We start from the raw sequence: 20562 nt of genomic DNA, 5'->3' as shown, positions 1-20562 counted from the left end.
GAATCTCATTATACATGGGCATATCGCCCACGCTAGAAGAAAGATCTGGGAGGTAATGCACCTCACCTCGGCCCCGCTCCTGAAGGCGAGGGGAGACAAGCGTCCGTAGGCCAGGTTTGGAGGGACACCTCCCTGTTCCCGACCCCCCCCCGCCCCCCGGAATGGTATTCTGTCCCGAACCCTCTGCCGACCTGGGAGAGGCGCCTCGTCCTCCCGCAGCTCGGTTGTCTAAAGCGGTGGGACGGATGTGGTCGAACAGGAGGACGAGGCATGCCTCGTCCCTACAATTAACAGCCCGCCTCAGATTCGGTGCGGGGAGGCAGCAAAAGCCGCTTTTCTCCGCTCTCCTACATAAGTGGGGAGAGGGGTAAGGGTGAAGTTAGAAAACTCCGCCGCACAAACCGGAATTCCCCAAATCTCAATGGTTGCATGCGTGAATCAAGCCTACATATAATGGGAGTACCACAGCAGGCGGAGCGCGCGTATGTTTGGTCAATGGAGTTTACGCCGGCGGTTGACCGTCGCCGTCGTCCTTTACACAGCCGTCAGTCTCATCGTCATCGTATTGCTCATTCTGAATATCGCCGTGCGCTTCGTCGGCGAGCAGACCCAGGACGCGCTGACCGCGCTGAATCGCAGTACCGCCGCCGCGATCACGGGCGAACTGCGCAGCGTCGAAACGCTCACTTATGCGCTCGGCGGCGTGCTCGACGGGCAGCGCGACTCGATTCTCTCGCTGTGGCAAACCGCCAGCTACTCGCTGCGTCAGCCGGATGTCCTCGTGCAGCGGATCGGGACGTTGCAGCCCGTGAGCGGTGGTTACCGCCTGAATCTGTTTCGCCGCCCGTTGACCGTGACCGCCCCCCGTCAGAAAAATACCGTGCGCGCTATTCCCGCGGAACTCGCGCCGTTGGTTGACCTTGCGCTGAGCGAATCCGTGTGGTTTTACAGCGCCGACCCGTATGGCACCACGCGTACGCCGAGTCTGATCTATGCGCTGCGCTTGCCCGGCACCCGCGGTTACATCTGGGCGGAGATCACTGGCCCGCGCCTCGCCGAATGGCTGGAAACGCTGACGGAGAACAGCCCGTATCCGTATGGCGCGGTCGTGACGACTGCCGAGCAGGTGGTCGCCGCCGGGGGCAGGGGCGCGGCAGCGCTCACCGATCCGCAGGCTGACCGCTGCCCCTGATGAGCCAGGCGCTGACCGGCTATGCGATGATGGAAGATACTCCGTACGATACCGGAGCGCTCTACGTCATCAATACGCCGCTGATGGACGGCGCATGGCACCTGATCGGCCTCGTCTCCGAGGAAGATGTCAGCGATGAATCGGATGAAGAACTGCTGCAAATCGTGTTCCTGATTCTGGTGGTGATTTGTGCGCTCGGGTGGCTGCTCGACCGCTTTGCTGCCACCGCCATCACCACGCCGCTGGTCGATTTGACCAGTACCGCGCAGGAGATCGGTTCAGGCGATATGCGCTATCAGGTCGGCTACCAGAACCGCGGCGATGAGATGGGCGGGCTGGCGCGGTCGTTGGAAGACATGAAGTCCAACCTCGCCGATCCCTTGACTCGCTCTCGATGTGGAGCCGCACGCTGGAAAAGCGCGTCGCCGACCGCACGAATGAACTGCAAGTCGCGCAGACCGACGAGCTCAACCGTGCCGCCGAACTGCGCGCCGTGTATGATGCGTCGCTTTCGGTCGTGAGCGAGTACTACCTGAACATCATCCTCTCCACGCTGACCGGGCGCGTGGTCGACTTGCTGCAGGCGTCGTATTCCGGCATCTGGTTGGTGACCGAAGACCGCACGGGCTTGCAGTTGGTCGCCAGCACCAGCGACGATGCCGGGACGATTGGCCGCGTCATCGGCGTGCATGACGGGCTGGCGGGCAAGGTGGTCGAAACCGCGCAGTGGCTGGTGCTCGAAGATTATCTGCACTGGGAAGGGCGGCTCGGGTGGGTGGCGCCGTACATCGAACGGGCGCTCGCCGTGCCGCTGATGTATTCGGGCGAGCCGATTGGGGCGATTGTGGCGGGGCGTTCCGCTGATGCACCCAACTTCAGTGCGGATGATGCACGGCTGCTCACGCTGCTGGCGAACCTCGTCTCGCCCGTGGTGCGCTCGGCGCAGTTGTACGGCCAATTGGATATCGCCATGCAGAAGGCCAACAGCGCCAACGAGGTCAAGACGCGCTTCCTCGCCAGCGTGACGCACGAACTGCGCACGCCGCTCAACCTGATCATCAACAACCTCGACTTCATGCGCATTGGTTCGTTTGGCAAGGTGAACGAGGAACAGCGCAAGCGGCTGGATCAGACCGTGCGCAGCGCCGAACTGCTCCTGTACCTGATCAATGATCTGCTCGACGTGAGCAAGATCGAAGCGGGCGAAATGCAGTTGTACTTCCAGCCCGCCGAAGTGCGCCCGATCATCGAAGACGCGCTCGACTCCACGCTGGCGCAAATGGACGCCAAGCGCGATGTCTCGCTCGAAATCGACATGCCGGAGACGCTGCCGACGGTCGTGATGGACGCGCGGCGCATCCGTCAGGTGCTGCTCAATCTGCTCTCGAATGCGGTCAAGTTCACCCCGGCGGGCGATGTGCGCTTCCAGATCGCCGCCGACGACGAGGCGGTGACCTTCACGGTGAGCGACAGCGGCATCGGCATCCCCGAAGATGAACTGCCCAAGATTTTCGAGGCGTTCCAGCGCTCGACCCGCGCCAAGGCGATGGGCATTGAGGGCACCGGCTTGGGCTTGCCGATTTCGCGCCATCTGGTCGAGGCGCACGGTGGCACGCTCACCGTCGAGACCGAGATCGGCGCTGGCTCGACCTTCACTGTCCGGCTGCCGCTCGTCCCGCCGCAGACGCCGCGCACGCCGCAGCGCGCCCTCCAGCTCGGCGCACAGGTGTAAAGCGATGGATGAGCAAGCAAGAACTGCCCTACAAGGTTTACGCGCCGCTGCTCAAGCTGATCAATGGAATGCGTGCTTGGAACGCTTAGCGGAATTGCTTCCCGGCGTTCCGGCAGCCGACGCGGTACAGATCGTTGTGCGCTGGGCGCAGCGCTTTTTGACCGACTTCGCGCCATTTCATCCGCACGATGAAGACCTTCCCCGCGCTAGTGACTTGCCGCTTGAAGCGCTGGATCAGGTGGGCAAGGTGCTAGATGCTATTATGCATCGGTATTGGGATTGGCCGGGGGTGAGCAATTTTCGGAATGCCTTCAAGGGGATTTCGAGGCCGCAACAATACTTTGAGCACGCCGGAGAATTTGGCGACAGCATCGTCAGTATGGTTGCCAGTATCACGATGGCCACGATCCTGAATGACTATTGGGGTGAAAATTCAGAGTATTACACCAAGACGTTCTACGGAGAAGACCACCGTGCGGCGATCTTCATGCAAGGCAGAGCTGATTCTGATCCCAAGCAGGTTGCTTTGCGCGCGGCGCTCTGGACTCAACTCGCTGATGATCTCGAAAAGCTCCTTCTCCGCTCGTAACTTCTCTTATCTGGCGGATAAACTCCACTGCCTAAGCCCCTCTCCCTTGGGAGAGGGGTTTGGGGTGAGGCTGGCTCTTACCCCCTAGAAAGTACGGGGTGATAATTCCGCCATTGTGCGCTAGAATCATCGTGGTTCAGATGAAATGTAATGTTTTCGTTCATGAACTCGAAGTGAACGAGACAGGATGCTCATGCGTTTACTCATGCTAAGTCTGCTGGCGCTGTTGACCACCGGGCTGTTCGCCGAAGGGGTCGCCGCGCAGACGGAAACGATCACTGGGATAGTTGACGGGACGACCAACGTCCGGTCAGGCCCCGATCCCCGCTTTGAGATTGTCGGCCAATTGCAAGATGGCGATCAGGTGATCGTTGATGGGCGGGAGAGCGCTGCAGGGCGCTGGCTGCACATCACGCTGGAAGATGCGGGCGGCTGGATTCCGGCGTTTATACTGCGGCCCGACGGCGATGTGACCACGCTGCCCATTCTCGACACGACGGTTGAAGCGGGCCCGAAGCCGCCGTGCGTGTGATTGCCTACGGGCGCGTCAATGTGCGCAGCGCCCCCGGTATCGACGGGGAGATCATCGGACAGTTGGATGTCAATGATGAGGTCGAGGTCATTGCCCGCAGCAGCGCTCAAAACGATTGGCTGATGATCCATTTGGATGACGAAACCGAAGGTTGGGTCGCGTATTTCACCGTGACCGTGACGGGCGATCCGTCGGGCCTGCCGATTCTTGTGCCCGACAGCACGGGCGCAGGCCTCATTCCGCCGTCACTGCTCGTGCGGACGCTGTTCAACGCGCGCCTGCACCTTGAGCCGACGCTCAGCTCGCCGCTGACGATCATTGTGCCGTACAACGCCGAGGTCACGCCGATTGCGCGCTCGGAGCGCGGCGACTGGGTATATGTCGGCTATGCAGGGGTCGAAGGCTGGGGCGTGGCGCGGCTGTTTGCCATCACCAACGACGAATTGTTGGCGCTGCCGGTCAATCCGTAACAGCAACCCGGCTGGCTGGGCTTTCCTTGGGAAACACGCTGTAGGGGCAGACCGATGTGTCTGCCCGTTTTGGGGCGCACACGTAGGTGGGCCCCTACCATTGTTCGCAGGTTGATCTCCCCAAAACGCAAACGCGCGGTAGGTCTGCCCCTGTAATGAGAATGCCTGAGGGACAGCCTGCCGCGCGTTTGTGTTCTGCATGAGTGGCGAGACGTCAGCCGCCCTGTGCGCCTTCCGGCAGCACCGCGACATTGCGCGAAAGGTCGAGGCTTTGCCCCTCCAGATCTACCTGCACATGGACGAAACGCAGGCCGTCCGTGCACACGATGAACAAATGGGTGGTGGTGATGCCTTCCGGCAGTTCGATCACGGGACTCCAGTCGATCCAACCGTCGCTGAGCGGTGCGCCGTTTTCGTCGAAGATCATCACCTGTTGAATGGTGCCGATCACCTGCTCTTCGCCGCCGCCATAGGTGTTCGTCTCGTTGGAGAGCAGCAGCATATGCTGATCTGGCAGGTAGGAAATCGGCACGACATTGGGACGCGATCCGTAGACCACGACCAGCACATTGCCGCCCGCGGGCGCGGGCAGCGCCGCAATTCCGACTTCGCGGTATTCGTTGTTCAGCAGGGTCGCCCGGTCACGCAGCGACTGCCGCCAGAAGCGCATGGCGAAATCGACGTCGCCGATGGCGATGGTGTCGCCGATGAGCGGCGCTTGCTCCGGGCCGAAGGTCGGCCACGCGAACGGTTCAACCTGCGCCTGAATTTCCAATCCTTCGTTCGCCGCGTTGACGTGCAGATTGTCGTTATCGTCCAGCTCCGTCTGGTTAATCAGGTAGTCGGCATGCTGGAGCGCGAGCGCTTGCAGGGTCGTGCTGGCGCGCAGCGGCCATGCCTCGTTTTCGAGGCGGAAGGTGTTGATTTCGCTGAGCAGCGCGGCGGCGGCGCTCACATCCTGATTCGGATAATTGGCGAGGATGGCCGCGTCGATTTCGCTCACGCCGGAGACCGCGCGGATTTCGCCGGAGCTGACCCGTTCGGTCGCCGCAGCAGGCGCGCCTGCATACACGAGCTGGCTGTCGTACTGCGTTGAGACGGCGACGGCTTTCCCGATCTCGACGGGCGTATCAATTTCCATGCGCCCATCGGAGAAGCGCACGCTGAAGCGGTCGCCGAGTTCCTGCGGCAGCACCACATTCGTCTGGAAAATCTGCGGCGTGCCGAGCGCGCTCCCATTTTCATCGAGGAACTGATAAGTGATCGGCATGCGAATGTTGTCGGTGGTCTGCGCGGCATAGCGTGACGGATCGCCCGTCATGTAGAGCACACTGCGCGCCGGGTTGAAGAGCACGGGCAGCGTGTTCGGACGCCCGCCGAAGACCGCGACGAACAGCGTGTCATCACCGACGCCGTCGAGCGCTGCGACGCCGATCTCGCGGAAATTGGCGTTCTGAATCGTCTGCGCGTGGAGGCTGGAATTGTGCCAGAAGTTCAGCGCGGAGTCGACTGTGCCGACCGCCGCATTCTCGCCGACGATCACCGTGTCCGGGTGGCCGTAGGTCGGCCAGTTGTAAGGAGATTGCGTCGCGCGCTGCTGCGGATAGCGTCCCTGTCCGTCCCGGTGGAAATCACCGCCGTTCTGGGGGATGTTCGTCGTCATCAGGTAGCGCGCCTGATCCTGAGCCATTTGCTGAAGGACAGCATTTGGTGCCAGCGGTGCTAACCCCATGTTCACCCGCCAATCGTTGATTTCGCCGACAATGCGGCGTTCTAACGCGGGGTTGGTTTGGGGAACCGACTGACCCAAAACGTGTGCAAACGGTACGATAAGAGCCAGAACAGTGAAGACCAGCAGAGCAGCAGTGCGGCGAACCATGGGGACTCCAAGTTAATTTTTCGCAACTATGTCTAAACTTGCATTATAAAGGGGTATTAAGCATTCACTCGTGAAATAATTATGAAATATCCCGCGTCTGTGTTTCAATACACCTATCATTCGGGTAAAGGGGAACAGCATGCGGTTTGATGCACTGTTGATTGGGGCTGGCCAAGCCAACCCGCCGTTAGCTCGCGCGTTGGTGGCGCGCGGCCAAAAAGTCGCGCTGATCGAGGAGCATTTACTCGGCGGGTCGTGCGTCAATTATGGCTGTACGCCGAGCAAAACGCTGATCGGGAGCGCGCACGCCATTCATACGGCGCGGCGCGGCGCCGAATTCGGCTTTCACGCCGAGGAGGTGCGCGTGGACTTCGCGCGTGTCATGCAGCGCCAGCGCGACGCCGTGCTCACCTCCCGTGGCGCAATGGAGAAACGCTACGGGAACATGGATGGGCTGACGCTCATCCGCGGGCACGCCGAATTCACAGCGCCGCACACCATGCGCGTCGGCGATCAGGTGGTGGAAGCCGAACGCATTTATCTGGATGTCGGCGCGCGACCTAATCCGCCGGAGATTCCCGGTTTGAACGAAATCCCCTATCTGACGCACCAATCGCTGCTCGACCTGACCGAACTGCCGCGCCACCTGATCATTGTGGGCGGCGGCTATGTCGGCATCGAATACGCGCAGGTGTTTCGCCGTTTCGGCAGCGAAGTCACAGTGATCCAGTCCGGCGGGCAGATTTTGCCGCGCGAGGACAAGGATATTGCCGATGCGCTCACGAAAGTGCTCAAAGCGGAAGGCATTCGCCTGCTGCTCAATGCGCAGGTGTCCTCGCTCAAGCAGCGCGGCGACACGATCATGGCGCGCGTGGATGGGCACGGCGGCGTGAGTGGATCGCATGTGCTGCTGGCGGTCGGCGTGAAGCCGAACAGCGACCGCCTCGGCCTCGACCGCGCCGGGATTGCCGTGGACGACAAAGGCTTCATTCAGGTGGACGACTATTTACAAACGACCGTCCCCGGCGTGTACGCGCTCGGCGATGTGAACGGACACGGATTGTTCACGCACACCTCGTACAACGACTACCAGATCATCGAGGCCAATCTCGACCAGCCCAAGCGCAAGCAGTCGGATCGCATTCCCACCTACGCCGTGTATACCGATCCGCCGCTCGGTCGCGTCGGCTTGAGCGAAAACGAAGTTAAGGCAAGCGGTCGCCCCGCGCTCAAAGCGACGCTGCCCATGTCGAGCGTTGCCCGCGCGCGGGAATTCGGGCAGACCGACGGCTTTATGAAGGTGCTGATCGATGCGGAGACGCAGCAGATCCTTGGCGCGGCGGTGCTCGGCCTGACGGGTGACGAGGTGATTCACACCTTCACGATGGCCATGATCGCCAAAGCGCCGTACACAGCGGTGCGCGACGCGATGTTCATCCACCCGACGGTCAATGAACTGCTGCCGACCATGCTCGAAAAGGTCGAGCCGATCTAGCGTCACTTTGGGACGCCGTCGGCACATGTAGCGAGAACCTGTAAGATACCGTAGGGACGCACTTCTGCGCGTCTGTGGTCGGCGGACGCCCCGTTGGGCGTCCCTACACGTTATGTGCTAAGGAATACCCGATGCTGGCTGCCTATCTCAACCGGATCAACTATGATTTGCCCGTGCGCCCCGATCTCGCCACGCTGATCGGCGTGCATCGCGCGCATCTGCTCAACATCACCTACGAAAACCTCGATATTCACCGGGGCTGCCCGCTCACCGTCGATTTCGATACGTTCTACGCGAAAATCGTCGAGGGGCGGCGCGGCGGGTGGTGCTTTGAGATGAACGGTTTGCTGGCGTGGGCGCTGCGCGAAATCGGCTTTGAGGTGACGCTGCTGGCGTCGGCGGTGGGGCGCGCTTCAGTCGACGAGCCGTTCGCGCCCGATCACCTGATTCTGCACGTCGATCTCGATCAGCCGTACCTCGCCGATGTTGGCTTTGGCAACGGTCTGCTTGAGCCGATTCCGTTGGCGGAGGGACGTTATCGGCAAGCTGGTTGGCTTGAATTCGGCTTGCGGCAAGTCGGCGACCGCTGGTGGTTTGAGAATCAGGCATACGGCGGTCCCGGCTTCGACTTCAACCTCGAACCGTATCAACTGGCTGATTTCGCGGCGGAGTCGCACTACCTGCAAACGTCACCGGAATCGGGCTTTGTGCGGACAACCGTGTGTCATCGCTACACGCCGGAGGGGATTGTCACCCTGCGCGGGGCGGTGCTGCGTCGCGTCACCGTCGAGGGGCAGCGCGACGAAGCGATCACGGATGCAGCGAGCTATGCGCGCACACTGGCGGATGTGTTCGATTTGCATTTAGACGATATCGACGCGCTGTGGGAGAAAGTTTGGGCGCGGCATCAAGCGTGGGGCCAAGCGCAGCGCTGACCTAGTAGGCGTCTCTACTCCACAGTATATCCGATCTCGTCCAGCATCTCTTTGAGCGTCTCGACGGGCAGGCCGACCACGTTGGTATAGCTGCCGTCAATCCGCGCGACCGGATGAAAGCCTTCGTGCTGGATAGCGTAGCTGCCCGCTTTGTCGAACGGGTCGCCTGTCGTGATATAGGCGTCGATTTCCGCGTCGCTGTAGTCGCGCATGATGACTTCCGTCTGCGTGAGCCGCGTGAGTTGGCGTGTGGACGCGCCGGTTTGCAGCAGCGTAAGCGCTGTACACACGATATGACCGCGGTCGCGCAGGCGTTGGAGCATGATCCGCGCGTCGTCCGCATCGACGGGCTTGCCGAGGATTTCCCCATCGAGGATGCCCATGGTGTCGGCGGCGAGGATGACAACCGTATCCGCCGCCAGTACGACCGCCGATTCGCTCAGCTTGGCGGCGACAGCGTGCGCCTTTTCGATGCTCAGGCGGCGCACATAGTCGAGCGGCGCTTCGCCTGCGCGCTGCGTCTCGTCAATATCTGACTTGATGACGGTAAAGGTGATCCCGAGCGTCGCCAACAGTTCGCGCCGTCGCGGTGATCCCGATGCGAGGATGAAGGGCATAGACACATTCCATTCCAAGAGAGACAAACGGCCTAAGTGTAGTGCAAAAGCGGGCGGCGTGCATGGCTCGACTACGGGGTCTGTCGTTCGGCGGTCAGTTTGATCTGATACAGCGCCACGTTCCAGTAGAAATTGTAGTGCTCATAGGTGGCGTCATTCATCTGATTGAGGATGAGCGTCAGCCGCGTCTGATTGGCGTCGGCGGGCGCTAACTGGAATTCGATCACAGCATGGTTTTCTGGGACATCGGGGAGGCGGTTCAGCTTGCTCCACGCAGTGTACCTGAGGACGGCTTCCGGTTCGAACTGCAGGACGACCCCTCGGTTTTCGAAGGGCATGGTGCCGTGCAGCTTCCCCGAGACGATGATCGGACTGCCGACCTGCCACGTCGTCGTCGTTTCGATGTCATCGTCTGAGATCCATTCCTTGATCAAGGCGGGCGTGGTCAGCACGCGCCAGATGACGGCGGTCGTCTCCGTGATGGTGATCGATTTGGTGATCGTGCTCGGAAAGGGCATAGGTTCGTGTCCTAAACTAAGCTCATGCGGAGAATCAAAAAGACGAGGCTGCTGCCCCGTCCCTTACTGATTTACCGTAGTGAACGTGCCTGTTTAGGCGATGGTCACGTCTTCGCAGAGATACACGTCCTGAATCGCGCGGAGGAGGGCCGCACCTTCGTCCATCGGACGCTGGAAGGCCTTGCGACCGCTGATCAAGCCCATGCCGCCCGCGCGCTTGTTGACGACGGCGGTCAGCACGGCTTCGGCGAGGTCGTTCGCGCCGCTCGCGCCGCCGGAGTTGATCAAGCCCGCGCGGCCCATGTAGCAGTTCGCCACCTGATAGCGGGTGAGGTCAATCGGGTGATCGCTGCTCAGCTTGGTGTAGATGCGTTCGTCGAGCTTGCCGTAGGACGAGCCGCCCGTGTTCAGCGCCTTAAAACCGCCCGTCTGCGTCGGCAGCTTCTGCTTGATGATGTCGGCCTGAATGGTCACACCGAGGTGATTCGCCTGCCCGGTGAGGTCGGCTGAAGTTTCGTGATTGATGCCGTCGACCTTGAAGCCGTTGTTGCGGGTGTAGCACCACAGCACGGTCGCCATGCCGAGTTCGTGCGCCATCGCGAAGGCTTCCGCCACTTCGATCAACTGGCGGGTGCTTTCGTCCGAGCCGAAATACACAGTCGCGCCGACCGAGGTCGCGCCCATGTCCCACGCCTGCTTGATCTTGCCGAACATCACCTGATCAAACTTGTTCGGGAAGGTGAGCAGTTCGTTGTGATTGATCTTCACCATGAAGGGGATGCGGTGCGCGTACTTGCGCGCCACCGAACCGAGCACGCCAAACGTCGAGGCGACGGCGTTGCAGCCACCTTCAATCGCCAGCTTGACGATGTTTTCGGGGTCAAAGTAGGCAGGGTTCTTGGCGAACGACGCGCCCGCCGAGTGTTCAATGCCCTGATCGACCGGGAGGATCGACAGGTAACCCGTGCCCGCCAGACGCCCATGAGCGAACATGGATTCGAGGCTGCGCAGCACCTGCGGTGTGCGATCCGAGCCCACCCATACGCGATCCACGAAGTCGCCACCCGGCAGATGCAGGGTCTCTTTGGGAATCGTCGTGCTGGTATGATTCAACAGATAGTCGGCATCCTCGCCGAGCAGTTCTACGATGTTATCGATGCTGAGGGATGCACCCGGTGCGGTTGCTACAGCCATCGGTCTTTCGAAAAATTTCGCTTCTAAAGGTAACGAATATCACCCTTCCGCATATACTGGATAGTATGTTGTGATAGTAAGGACAGGTCTTATGCCTTATTCAATAGAGTGGGTTGTTGAAGGCCGTGTGCTCTATAACCGCCTGAGCGATCCCTATACGGATGATGAAGTGGTTACCAGCTCGGAAGGTGCCATTCAGCGTCTCGACTCCGCATCCGAACCGGTTTTCTTCATCGTGAACACGTTAGGGTTGACCAGCTTCCCGCGCAATGTCGTCAAGGCGACGGCCAGTGTGCAGAAGTGGCTGAGCCACCCGCATATGCGTCAGCTCATCGTGATCAGCAACAATTCGGCGGTGCGCTTTGTGTCGCTGTTGGCGACGCAAGTGCAGCGGAACAAAGTGATTCTGCACGGCAGTGTGGATGACGCATTGGCTTATATTGGTCGGCAAGTGCCCGAACTCGCCGAACGCATGACTCCTCCAGTGGCCTAGCTGTCGGGTTTGTGGGGGCGTCGTCCCGGTGGTTGAGACGACGCCCTGCGCGAGCAACTTTCCTAGCTAGACCAACGCAACCGCTTCAATTTCCACCAGCGCGCCGATCGGCAGCTTGGCGACTTCGACCGTGCTGCGCGCGGGCGGGTCGTTGGGGAAATACTCCGCATAGATCGCGTTCATCGTGGCAAAATCGCCCATGTTCTGCAAGAACACGGTCGTCTTGACCACGCGATCCAGCCCTGTTCCCGCCGCCGTCAGAATCGCTTTGAGGTTCTCCAACACCTGCCGGGTCTGCGCTTCGACTCCGGCGGGCAGTTCCTTGGTTCCCGGGACCATGCCGGTCTGCCCGGCGGTGAAGACGAAGCCATTGGCGATGATCGCCTGCGAATAGGGGCCGACCGCGCCGGGGGCGTTCGGCGTTTTGACAACTTCACGGCTCATGGGTTTTCTCTCTCCTGTGGATAGTAAGTAGCGGATAGCGATTAGCTGTTAGCGATTAGCACTTAGCTCAAAGCGGAATAAGGTTTTTCCACCCCACCCCCGGCCCCTCCCCGAATTCAGGGAGGGGAGCCAACATCATTTGCCAAGCCAAATTTGTTTTCGTAGGGACGCAATCATTGCGTCCGCGCGAGTGGAAAGACTTTTGGGCGCTTTTCCCCAAACGATTCGCCTTAAGGATCGAAAGTCTTGATGTAGGGGCAGACCGATGTGTCTGCCCGATTTCGGGCGCACACACAGGTGCGCCCCTACATCCGTTCGGGGATTTGTTTCGAGAACCTACATTAGAAGGCAGTCCCAACTCTTGGCTAACAGCTAATCGCTAACGGCTAACCGCTTTTCGCCCGAATTATGCCCGGTTGCGCGCAAAACGCCAATGTGTTTCAAATTACATTACTTGCATGTCAGCAGAACGTGCTATAATCGGCGCACTCAAGGAGTCGCCGCGTATGAACAAACTGCTCAGTTTGCTGCTGGGGTTCATGGTGGGGGCGGTCATCGGCGGTCTGCTGGTGGTCGTCTTCTCGCCAGTCTCCGGCCAAAAAGTCGTTGACGCGCTCAAAGAGGGGTATGCCGAAACGCTCGATGAGGCGCGGCAGGCCAGCGATCAGCGCAAACGCGAACTCGAAGCCGAGTTCAAACGGATGCGCTCCAAGTAAGAGGACCGAGGACTGAGACAAAACCAGACTCAGTCCTCGAACCTCAGTCCTCAGTGCTTTATTTTGTATCCACCTGCAACTGATAGGGCATCGGGATCGTCGTCACGGGCGAGAGCGGCGTGAGCGCCAGCACCAGCGACTCGGCGTTGGGGTTGGGCGTGAACGTCCACGACTGCTCGGTGTCGGTGGCGAGCCAGCGCGTGACCTGCACTTCGCCGTCGACCGTCTCGATCATCTGCACCCAGGCGGACTGGGGCAGGCGGTTGTCGGTGCGAATCCAGCCCTGGAAATCCCAGCCTTCCGCATCCCCTTCAAAGTCTTCGCTGTAGTTCAGCGCATCGACGCGTACATCGTCGATGGCCACGCCCGCCTGATTCACAGCGTCGTCGGTGATCATCTCGAAGCGGACGAGGATGTTTTCGCCCGCGTAAGCATCCAGCGAGATCGACTCGTCAATCCACGTGGCGGTGCTGCCGCCGCTCGTGCCCGTGTAGCCGTCGCCGTAGGATGTGCCATACGGATTGTCGCTGGTCGTGTGCGGCGTGGGGATGATGTCCCACGTGGCCCCCTCGTCTTCGCTGACCATCACATAGCCGTAGTCCCACAGGTCTTCGAGGTGATACCACAGACGATAATCGAGGGTCGCGCTGGTCACACCCGTGAGATCAAAGGCGCGGGTGAGTGTGGTATCGGTCATGTCGCCGCGATTGCTGTAGGCGACCGTTCCGGTAATGTCGGCGTCGATCAGCGGCGCGCTGTCCGGCATGGCGAGGCTGACTTCCATTGCCTTCACGCCCTCCATGGGCAGCAAAGTGAAGTAGTGCGCGGCGTACTGCGGTACTTCCCCACGTACGGAGACGGGATAGCGCGTGTAGGTCGCCTGATCAACCGCTACCGTGCCCAAATCCGCGATTGAGGTGTACCCGCGGTCCCAGTTCGTCCCGATAGTGCGATTGGCGACGACCCAATCGGCGAAGAACTCGTCGACGCCGGGTTCGCCCAGCGCACGCAGCACATCGTCGACCGATTGCAGGCCGCGCGGCGCATTGTCAGCGCTCAACTGCTGCATGGCGTCGAGGCCGTAGCGGTCGTAGAAGTAGATGAGGAACATCTGCGCCGCGCCGTAGTTCGCGCCGCGCAGGAAATTGTCTTCGTTCCAGTAATTCAACTGGGTCTGCGGCGCGTACAGGAAGTCATAGGCGAAGAAATCCGGCGTGCCGTTGAGGTAATACTCGGTGAACGTCGATAAACCTTCGTTCATCCACGTTTCTTCGTTGAACTGAAGGTTCTGGCGGATCATGTGCTGGAACTCATGCGCGACGATCACGCCCGTCGAGCGCACGTCGAACGAGGTGCCGAGCGCGTCGAGGTTGAAGAAGAACATCTCGCGCTCGTTGCTGCCCTCCACCGCGGCTTCGGGATAGCTGTCGTCGCTGCTGACATACGCCGCCGTCGAGCCGCCGAGTTGGTAGGCGAACAAACCATGCACACGCAGGTCGCCGTCGATGCCGGGCTGCGCTTCGCTGCCCCACAGATTGCGCACCTGATCATAGACTTCGTCGTCGAAGAAGTCGGCTAGTTCCTGCAAATCGCGCGTGGAGACGTTCGCGCCATTTTCCACCCACAGATAAATGTGTTCGCCCGCGACTTCCAGCGTCGCCGTGATATCGCGCGTATAGCCTTCGCTGGAATTGGACACGCGGAATTCATCTTGGTCACCGACCTGCCGATCCGGCGGGGTGTCTGGCGGCGCGGGGATGTCGGTCACGCCGCGCAGACGTTCAGCCAGTTCGAGGCGGTCGCGCGGGGGAATAGGTTCGCTGGCCAGTTCGGTCAGCGTGGGGTACTCGGGATCGACATCCTGAGCCATGACGCCGCCCGCCATCAACAGCAGTGCCAGCACAAGCAACAGTTTTCTCATGGGTTCCCTTTTCTGTTTGATGATCACAGCGCATACTCCGGCACAGCGGAGATCAGCACCACTCTGACTCAGTATACAGCGAGTCGCAGGGTGCGGTTCGATGCGTAGGTGAGCCGTAGGGACACGGCGCGTCAATCAGTTTGGAACAAAATCAGAAGTGGTGCGTATAAGGGAGTGACACTCAAGACCGCTTTGGCCCAAGGGGGGAACCATGAGCCAAACCAGCACCGCACCAACAACCAAAGCCGCCAGCCCACTGGGCGTGCGGAATTTCCGCTTACTCTGGATCGGCGAGAGCGTATCGCTCCTCGGCGATCAATTCACCCTCATCGCGTATCCGTGGCTCGTACTGCAATTGACCGGCGACGCGCTCATCCTCGGCACGGTGATGGCGCTGATGGGCATTCCGCGCGCGCTGTTTATGCTGATCGGCGGGGCGCTGGTTGATCGCTTCTCACCGCGCACCATCATGCTTGTCACGAACGCCGCCCGGCTCGTGCTCGTCGGCGTGTTGGCCGCGCTCACGCTGAGCGACGCGATCCAGTTGTGGATGCTCTACGGCTTCGCGCTGCTGTTCGGTCTGGCCGACGCCTTCTACTTCCCCGGCCAATCGTCGATTGTGCCGCAAATCCTCGACAAGGATCAATTGCAGAGCGGGAATACGATTGTGCAGGGGACGGCACAGCTCAGCCTGTTCCTCGGCCCGGTTTTGGCGGGTGGGCTGATCGCGCTCGTCGGTGGGACGGCCAGTGCCAGCGCCGACGCGCTGCCCAGCATGATCGGGATCGGCGTGGCTTTCGGGATCGATGCGCTGTCGTTTCTCGCGTCCATCGGGGCGCTGTGGCTGATGCGGCCGCGCCGCGCCGTCGAACTGGACGCGGATCAGCGGAGCGTCATCCAGTCGATTGCGGCAGGCATGCGCTACCTGTGGCAGAACGAAGCCCTGCGCTTCATCCTGATCCTGATCGTGGCGTCGAACTTCTTCATCATGGGGCCGATGATGATCGGCATTCCGGTGCTGGCGAAGACGACGCTGGCGGAGGGCGCGGCGGCCTATGGCATCGTGATGTCGGCCTTCGGTGGGGGCGCACTCGTGGGGATCATCCTCTCCGGCGTGCTGCCCCGGCTCAAACCAGCGCGCATGGGCACGATTCTGCTCACGATTCAGGCGTTGATGGGCGTGGCGCTGGCGCTGCTGCCGCTCAGCACGGCGACCGCCTACGCGGCGGTCATGGCGCTGCTCATGGGCGCGGTCAACGGGTACGTGAACATTTCCTTCTTCACATGGCTGCAAAAACGCGTGCCCGAACACCTGATGGGGCGCGTGATGAGCGTGATCATGTTCGCGTCGGTCGGGTTGACCCCGGTCTCGACGGCGCTGGCGGGCGTGCTCATCGACTGGAATCTGACGGCGGTCTTCATCGGCGGCGGGATTCTGATGGCGCTCGTCACGCTGCTTTCGCTGACCTCGCGCGCGGTGCGGGACATGGGCATGCAGGTCACGGGCGAGTTCCAGGCTGTGAGCGTCGGCGATGCCGTGCGCGCGACGAGCGAGCTGCCGAATCTGCGCACGGCCACGGGGGAAATCCCGATCATCGGCGGGGATTAGTTAACGACTCAGACCCCAGACCCCAGACCCCACCCCCGGCCCTGTCAGGGATAGGTTTTTAATGCTTCCCAATGGAAGCGCGTTTCTTTCGCCAAACCCCAGGGAGGCGCCTCGTCCTGTTTTCTCTGGATGACGAAAAGCCTGCCATCCGGAAAGCAAGAAGGTTTTAGCCAAGGGTGACGGTTGTTTTGAAAGGAGGACGAGGCATGCCTCGTCCCCCTCGAAAACCTACCCCTGTTAGCTAGCACCCCCGGCACCCTCTCCGAGCGGAGAGGGGAGACAGAAGACTCGCCGCTCCTCCCCTCTCCCCGCTTGGAGAGGGGTTGGAGTGAGGGGTTAACCACTGTCGCTCTGGTTGAAGTATAGAAAACCTTCAATCAGTACCGGACAAGCCTTAAATTCCCTCTCCCAAGGGCGAGGGGACTGGAAAACCTGGTTCTTGTCCCCCTCTTCGCTCGGAGAGGGGGCTAGGGGGATGAGGCTAGTACTTACCCCCCGCTACACATCTTTCCAGCGGACTTCATGCATTTTCGCCTCCGGGTCGATCATGCGGATGAGGCGTTCGCCCTCTTCGGTGAGCGCGTCCCGATCGGCTGGCGCGAGGGGAACGAAGGGAGCGATCACCAGCGCGGCGGCTTTTTTGGCGCTTTCGACCGTCCACAACCCGGCGACAAAGCCATCGACGAGGATCGTCGCGGAGATGCGCAGATTGCCCGACCCGAAAATGCGGTCGCGGTACTGATCGCTGATGATGCGCGTGCGCTTGGCATGGGACAGCAGCAGATTGTCGAATTCCGGCAGGAACCGCACGGGCGCGGGGGTGTCCGCATCGGGGATCGGCTGATTGGGCAGGTCGAAGTATTCGGCGCGTCCGCCCGCTTCTTTGTAGGTGACCAATTCCGGGCGCAATGCCTCGAACACCTCTTTGAGCTTGCTTAAGCCGGACCACGTCTGCGCATCGCTGACCGTTGCCGGGCCGAAGGCCGCCAGATAGCGTAGCACGAGCTCGCGCAGCGTCGGGGCTTGGGGAATCGGCTGAGCGAGCCAGGTCTCGGCAAGCGTGAACTTGGGATTGCCAGGGTAAGCCCACGCGCCGCCATCCGGCACCACGACCAGCGGGATTTGCGTGCGCAGCATATAGCGGATCGAGCCAATATCGGCGGTCGGGTAGCGGGCGCTGAACTGCGCGGTGATGTCGGCGAAAGTGCGCGGCGTCTCCGCAAGGAAGGCGCGCCCTTCTTCCAGTACCACTGCCGGATCGAAGCCGCTTTTGTCGCGATTTCCGGTGACCGCTGTCAGCGACACATCGAGCGCGGGCTGAATCGTCGTGCGAAAGCGCACATAATCCGCCGCGCTGAACAGATGTAGGGTGGCGCGCATGAGTGTCGCTTTGACGAGCGTGCGCTCACGGATGAGACGCGTCATCTCGGTGCGGTCGAACGTTTGCAGGCGCGTCCATAAGCCGATGTAAGGCGCGCTCAAGGCCTGCGACTGCATCCCGGCCAGCCGTTCGACCCCTTCAGGGATGGTCAGCGGGGCACGCTCGAGCAGCATTTGCCGCGCCAGCGTGGCGCGGTTGAGTTCGCGGGTGGTCAGCGTGCGAATACTCATCAATCCTCCTACGGAGTTAAGTCATACAGGGTGAGCCGCGGTCGACCGTGCGCATCGTCGATGGTGGTGACAATTTGACCCGGCGCACTCGTCGGCACATACGGACTCGCTTCGAGCACGACGTACACACCCGCCGCGCGGTTCCCGCTGAACAACTGAGCCAACGCGTCAACATCCTGCCCATTGGGGCGTATAAGCGGACAGTTCACGGGCAGGTCGGGGAAGCGATAGCGTAAGCCCTGACAGTTGGAGAGCGCGCCGATCACTAACTGTATCTCGCGCGCGTTCAACTCTGCGCCGACTGCATCCAAGCCGAAGCCGGAGGCATCTGTCCCCGTGTACTGGGTGATGTCGACGCGGGGCAGCGGCAGGTCAGCGGGGGCGGCGACCGCGAACGGCAGCCACACCAGCGCGGCCCATACTCCCACCCCGATTAATGTGACTACCGCGGCGAAACGTGAACGCCGCGCGATCTCCGCCAGTACGAGCGCCGCGCAGAGTAGCATGATCGCCACGGGGACGATGAAAAAGCGCGTTTCCTGCGGCAGATTGATCCACAAAGCGAACACTGGTGCGAGCAGACTCAGCGGGAGGAACCAGCGTCGCCGCACGATCAAGATGATGACGGCCAGCAAACACAGCCCCAAAACGGGGGGACTCAAATACCCGCTGAGCGCCTCGACGGTCAACCCGGCATTGCCGAGGATGCGGTCGAGCGAGAAAAAGGTGCTCGAATCGAAGTCAGCGCGCGCGCTGACGGCCAATGACAGGGAATTGGACAGGAAATCGAGCCCGCGGGAGCGTACAACGAGCACGAACGCCGCCAGCAGACCGAGCCCTACACCCAACGCGATTCCCAGCCACATGGCGCGCCGCCGCAGTGTGATACGGCGTTCCCCCAGCGTGAGCACCGCCGCAAGCGGGATACCATAGTAGGGCAGCGTGTTGATCTTCGCGCCGACCGCGCAGAACAGACAAATCCCGCACAGCAGTGCATCCCACGCACTAACGCGCCGCGAGAGGCGGTAGGCGAAGTACAGCGCCGCCAGCACCGCCGCACCCGAAACCGGATCAGCAAGGGCGAGGCGACCGAAGAAGAAGTGATAGGCGCTGAAGGTGTAGAGCAGCGCGGCGCAAACCATGCCCCACGACCCGGCGGCCAAGCGACCGATCCCCATAACAGCCGCAACGCCCACCAGCGCGGCGATCAGCGTCGCGGCGCGCGCGACCCACAGCGGATCGCTGGCGGTCGGTTGGAACAGGGCTAACCACCACACGGTGAACTGGCGGCCTAAATTGATGCCTTCGAGCGGGGACAGGTTGCGCACGATGAGTTCGCCCGTGTAAATGTGGACGGTCTCATCGATGAAGGGCGGAAAACGGCTGATGCTGCCGAGATTCACACCGAAAAACAGGAGCAGCAATCCAGCGCTGAGGAGGGGGTACCAACGTCGCAGGGTCAAGTGCGCTACTCCTTCACAGGTGGAAATCACGATTTGAGTATACGCAGACTCGCGGCGGCTGCCTACCATGCGCCGGGATGACGGCATGCTGCAACCGCGATCTTTATATGCGTTTGCAGCGGGGAATGTGACGGCTCAGAGACTGCGTTGTGCGTCGCAGTCTCTGGGTGTCTATCTGGCTGTTTCCAACAAGTCGAGCGTGAAGTGTTCGAGCGTGGGCAGCACGGTATCGGCCAGTGCCAGCACGTCCGGCGCGAGCGGAAACTTGGGGCTGGGCACGGCGATAATGTAGCTGCCCGCCGCTTGGAGTGAGCGCACGCCGTTGCCCGAATCTTCGATGCCCGCGCACTGTGTCACATCCACGCCGAGCTTGGCGGCAGCGGTCAGCCAGATTTCCGGGTCGGGTTTGCCGCGCTGCATGTCGTCGCCATAGACGACCGTCTGATAGACCGAGCGGAGCCCGGTGATCTTCAACACATGGTCGATGACGCGGGTGGGCGACCCCGACGCCAGCGCGATCGGATAGCGGCTGGCGCTCAGTTTGACCGCCTCCACTGCGCCGGGGAGAATCGGGAGCTGCTCGCCCAATTTCGCCATCACCAGCGTGATCACGTCGTCCATGATTTGATCGAGCGACATGCTCAAGTTGAGACGTTCCTGCATCACGTGCGCCCACTCGATGGTCGAGCGCCCCATCGCCAGCTTCTGATCGTCCATCGTCCACGGTTTGCCCAGCCGCGCCGCAAATTCAATGCGCGACTCGTACCAGCACGCCTCGGAGTCCAACAGGACGCCGTCCATATCCCATAGAACTGCTTGAACTGCCACTGATTTTGCTCCTCTCCGGATGTAATGTGAGGACGATAGCGCCGAATGGAGAGGTAATTTCTGTAGGGACGAGACATGTCTCGTCCTCTGGTTCTCATTCGCAAAAGGACGAGGCATGCCTCGTCCCTACTATTTCAAGTCGTCCCTCAGTGCTCAGAATTGTAGCATGAAGTCCGGTCGGTCAAAATTGTCGAGGTAAGCTAGGCGCGTGTTGAAAATGAGTCCGACTCCGACCCCACCCCCGGCCCCTCCCCGAATTCAGGGAGGGGAGCCAACAGCGCCTGCCAAGCCGAATCCGTCTTCGTAGGGACGCAATTTATTGCG

20 protein-coding genes are annotated in these 20562 nt (G+C 61.0%); 11 read left to right on the top strand and 9 right to left on the bottom strand.

The window, feature by feature from the left end:
* Positions 1–484: 484 nt before the first annotated feature.
* The 6 genes from IPK17_RS18990 to IPK17_RS18965 all read left to right on the top strand — a co-directional run bounded on the left by IPK17_RS18990 (position 485) and on the right by IPK17_RS18965 (position 4515).
* A complete protein-coding gene (locus tag IPK17_RS18990; protein WP_343419265.1) occupies positions 485–1192 on the top strand; it encodes a hypothetical protein in 708 nt (235 codons plus the stop codon).
* Entirely contained in the window at positions 1192–1713 is a 522-nt protein-coding gene (locus IPK17_RS18985; RefSeq protein ID WP_343419264.1) for a HAMP domain-containing protein, read from the top strand. The genes IPK17_RS18990 and IPK17_RS18985 overlap by 1 nt, the downstream gene beginning before the upstream one ends.
* Complete coding sequence (locus tag IPK17_RS18980) at positions 1686–2924, top strand: GAF domain-containing sensor histidine kinase (RefSeq protein ID WP_343419346.1); 1239 nt, start codon at positions 1686–1688, stop codon at positions 2922–2924. Before IPK17_RS18985 ends, IPK17_RS18980 begins: the two co-directional genes overlap by 28 nt.
* A 4-nt stretch (positions 2925–2928) precedes the next feature.
* Entirely contained in the window at positions 2929–3513 is a 585-nt protein-coding gene (locus IPK17_RS18975) for a hypothetical protein (protein ID WP_343419263.1), read from the top strand.
* A 193-nt stretch (positions 3514–3706) separates the two neighbouring features.
* On the top strand, positions 3707–4045 hold the full coding sequence (locus tag IPK17_RS18970; RefSeq protein ID WP_343419262.1) for an SH3 domain-containing protein: 339 nt from the start codon (positions 3707–3709) through the stop codon (positions 4043–4045).
* Complete coding sequence (locus tag IPK17_RS18965; RefSeq protein WP_343419261.1) at positions 4036–4515, top strand: SH3 domain-containing protein; 480 nt, start codon at positions 4036–4038, stop codon at positions 4513–4515. The genes IPK17_RS18970 and IPK17_RS18965 overlap by 10 nt, the downstream gene beginning before the upstream one ends.
* 214 nt (positions 4516–4729) lie before the next feature.
* Here the strand turns inward: IPK17_RS18965 and IPK17_RS18960 are convergent, their stop codons facing one another.
* A complete protein-coding gene (locus tag IPK17_RS18960) occupies positions 4730–6394 on the bottom strand; it encodes a CAP domain-containing protein (RefSeq protein WP_343419260.1) in 1665 nt (554 codons plus the stop codon).
* A gap of 139 nt (positions 6395–6533) precedes the next feature.
* Between IPK17_RS18960 and IPK17_RS18955 the strand changes: the two genes are divergently transcribed.
* Together IPK17_RS18955 and IPK17_RS18950 are read left to right on the top strand one after the other, a co-directional pair.
* Complete coding sequence (locus tag IPK17_RS18955; protein ID WP_343419259.1) at positions 6534–7889, top strand: mercuric reductase; 1356 nt, start codon at positions 6534–6536, stop codon at positions 7887–7889.
* Positions 7890–8020: 131 nt separating this feature from the next.
* The gene (locus tag IPK17_RS18950; protein ID WP_343419258.1) at positions 8021–8824 is read left to right on the top strand and encodes an arylamine N-acetyltransferase family protein; all 804 of its coding nucleotides are present in this window, start codon (positions 8021–8023) and stop codon (positions 8822–8824) included.
* Between the two features lie 14 nt (positions 8825–8838).
* Here IPK17_RS18950 and IPK17_RS18945 read toward each other — a convergent pair whose 3' ends face one another.
* The 3 genes from IPK17_RS18945 to IPK17_RS18935 all read right to left on the bottom strand — a co-directional run bounded on the left by IPK17_RS18945 (position 8839) and on the right by IPK17_RS18935 (position 11153).
* Positions 8839–9441 carry a Maf family protein gene (locus IPK17_RS18945; protein ID WP_343419257.1) on the bottom strand — a complete coding sequence of 201 codons (603 nt, stop codon included), beginning with the start codon at positions 9439–9441 and terminating at the stop codon, positions 8839–8841.
* Between the two features lie 71 nt (positions 9442–9512).
* Positions 9513–9959, bottom strand: a complete 447-nt coding sequence (locus tag IPK17_RS18940; protein ID WP_343419256.1) for an SRPBCC family protein — start codon at positions 9957–9959, stop codon at positions 9513–9515.
* Between the two features lie 93 nt (positions 9960–10052).
* Positions 10053–11153 carry a class I fructose-bisphosphate aldolase gene (locus tag IPK17_RS18935; RefSeq protein ID WP_343419255.1) on the bottom strand — a complete coding sequence of 367 codons (1101 nt, stop codon included), beginning with the start codon at positions 11151–11153 and terminating at the stop codon, positions 10053–10055.
* A gap of 91 nt (positions 11154–11244) precedes the next feature.
* On the opposite strand from IPK17_RS18935, the gene IPK17_RS18930 reads away from it, so the two are divergent.
* On the top strand, positions 11245–11646 hold the full coding sequence (locus IPK17_RS18930; RefSeq protein WP_343419254.1) for a hypothetical protein: 402 nt from the start codon (positions 11245–11247) through the stop codon (positions 11644–11646).
* A 66-nt stretch (positions 11647–11712) separates the two neighbouring features.
* On the opposite strand, the gene IPK17_RS18925 is transcribed toward IPK17_RS18930, so the two are convergent.
* Positions 11713–12090 carry a RidA family protein gene (locus IPK17_RS18925; RefSeq protein WP_343419253.1) on the bottom strand — a complete coding sequence of 126 codons (378 nt, stop codon included), beginning with the start codon at positions 12088–12090 and terminating at the stop codon, positions 11713–11715.
* Positions 12091–12596: 506 nt separating this feature from the next.
* Here IPK17_RS18925 and IPK17_RS18920 point away from each other — a divergent pair.
* Positions 12597–12806: a YtxH domain-containing protein gene (locus IPK17_RS18920; RefSeq protein WP_343419252.1), complete on the top strand. Its 210-nt coding sequence runs from the start codon at positions 12597–12599 to the stop codon at positions 12804–12806.
* 58 nt (positions 12807–12864) lie between these two features.
* Here IPK17_RS18920 and IPK17_RS18915 read toward each other — a convergent pair whose 3' ends face one another.
* Positions 12865–14727, bottom strand: a complete 1863-nt coding sequence (locus IPK17_RS18915; protein WP_343419251.1) for a hypothetical protein — start codon at positions 14725–14727, stop codon at positions 12865–12867.
* 211 nt (positions 14728–14938) lie between these two features.
* Between IPK17_RS18915 and IPK17_RS18910 the strand changes: the two genes are divergently transcribed.
* Positions 14939–16336 carry an MFS transporter gene (locus IPK17_RS18910; protein WP_343419250.1) on the top strand — a complete coding sequence of 466 codons (1398 nt, stop codon included), beginning with the start codon at positions 14939–14941 and terminating at the stop codon, positions 16334–16336.
* A 498-nt stretch (positions 16337–16834) separates the two neighbouring features.
* Here the strand turns inward: IPK17_RS18910 and IPK17_RS18905 are convergent, their stop codons facing one another.
* The 3 genes from IPK17_RS18905 to IPK17_RS18895 form a co-directional block, all read right to left on the bottom strand.
* Positions 16835–17947: a winged helix DNA-binding domain-containing protein gene (locus IPK17_RS18905; RefSeq protein ID WP_343419249.1), complete on the bottom strand. Its 1113-nt coding sequence runs from the start codon at positions 17945–17947 to the stop codon at positions 16835–16837.
* An 8-nt stretch (positions 17948–17955) separates the two neighbouring features.
* The gene (locus IPK17_RS18900; RefSeq protein WP_343419248.1) at positions 17956–19410 is read right to left on the bottom strand and encodes an ArnT family glycosyltransferase; all 1455 of its coding nucleotides are present in this window, start codon (positions 19408–19410) and stop codon (positions 17956–17958) included.
* A 171-nt stretch (positions 19411–19581) separates the two neighbouring features.
* Positions 19582–20238: an HAD family hydrolase gene (locus IPK17_RS18895; protein ID WP_343419247.1), complete on the bottom strand. Its 657-nt coding sequence runs from the start codon at positions 20236–20238 to the stop codon at positions 19582–19584.
* Positions 20239–20562 lie beyond the last annotated feature (324 nt).

It is taken from the genome of Candidatus Flexifilum breve (assembly GCF_016713355.1).
The sequence above is the reverse complement of the archived record's forward strand: the minus strand, read 5'-3'. Positions and strand labels throughout refer to the sequence as shown.

Excerpts from the sequence above, each read along its gene's own strand:
- IPK17_RS18990 (WP_343419265.1), top strand. The coding sequence starts at position 485 with ATGTTTGGTCAATGGAGTTTACGCCGGCGGTTGACCGTCGCCGTCGTC.
- IPK17_RS18985 (WP_343419264.1), top strand. The coding sequence starts at position 1,192 with ATGAGCCAGGCGCTGACCGGCTATGCGATGATGGAAGATACTCCGTAC.
- IPK17_RS18975 (WP_343419263.1), top strand. The coding sequence starts at position 2,929 with ATGGATGAGCAAGCAAGAACTGCCCTACAAGGTTTACGCGCCGCTGCT.
- IPK17_RS18970 (WP_343419262.1), top strand. The coding sequence starts at position 3,707 with ATGCGTTTACTCATGCTAAGTCTGCTGGCGCTGTTGACCACCGGGCTG.
- IPK17_RS18960 (WP_343419260.1), bottom strand. The coding sequence starts at position 6,394 with ATGGTTCGCCGCACTGCTGCTCTGCTGGTCTTCACTGTTCTGGCTCTT.
- IPK17_RS18955 (WP_343419259.1), top strand. The coding sequence starts at position 6,534 with ATGCGGTTTGATGCACTGTTGATTGGGGCTGGCCAAGCCAACCCGCCG.
- IPK17_RS18950 (WP_343419258.1), top strand. The coding sequence starts at position 8,021 with ATGCTGGCTGCCTATCTCAACCGGATCAACTATGATTTGCCCGTGCGC.
- IPK17_RS18945 (WP_343419257.1), bottom strand. The coding sequence starts at position 9,441 with ATGCCCTTCATCCTCGCATCGGGATCACCGCGACGGCGCGAACTGTTG.
- IPK17_RS18940 (WP_343419256.1), bottom strand. The coding sequence starts at position 9,959 with ATGCCCTTTCCGAGCACGATCACCAAATCGATCACCATCACGGAGACG.
- IPK17_RS18935 (WP_343419255.1), bottom strand. The coding sequence starts at position 11,153 with ATGGCTGTAGCAACCGCACCGGGTGCATCCCTCAGCATCGATAACATC.
- IPK17_RS18930 (WP_343419254.1), top strand. The coding sequence starts at position 11,245 with ATGCCTTATTCAATAGAGTGGGTTGTTGAAGGCCGTGTGCTCTATAAC.
- IPK17_RS18925 (WP_343419253.1), bottom strand. The coding sequence starts at position 12,090 with ATGAGCCGTGAAGTTGTCAAAACGCCGAACGCCCCCGGCGCGGTCGGC.
- IPK17_RS18920 (WP_343419252.1), top strand. The coding sequence starts at position 12,597 with ATGAACAAACTGCTCAGTTTGCTGCTGGGGTTCATGGTGGGGGCGGTC.
- IPK17_RS18915 (WP_343419251.1), bottom strand. The coding sequence starts at position 14,727 with ATGAGAAAACTGTTGCTTGTGCTGGCACTGCTGTTGATGGCGGGCGGC.
- IPK17_RS18910 (WP_343419250.1), top strand. The coding sequence starts at position 14,939 with ATGAGCCAAACCAGCACCGCACCAACAACCAAAGCCGCCAGCCCACTG.
- IPK17_RS18905 (WP_343419249.1), bottom strand. The coding sequence starts at position 17,947 with ATGAGTATTCGCACGCTGACCACCCGCGAACTCAACCGCGCCACGCTG.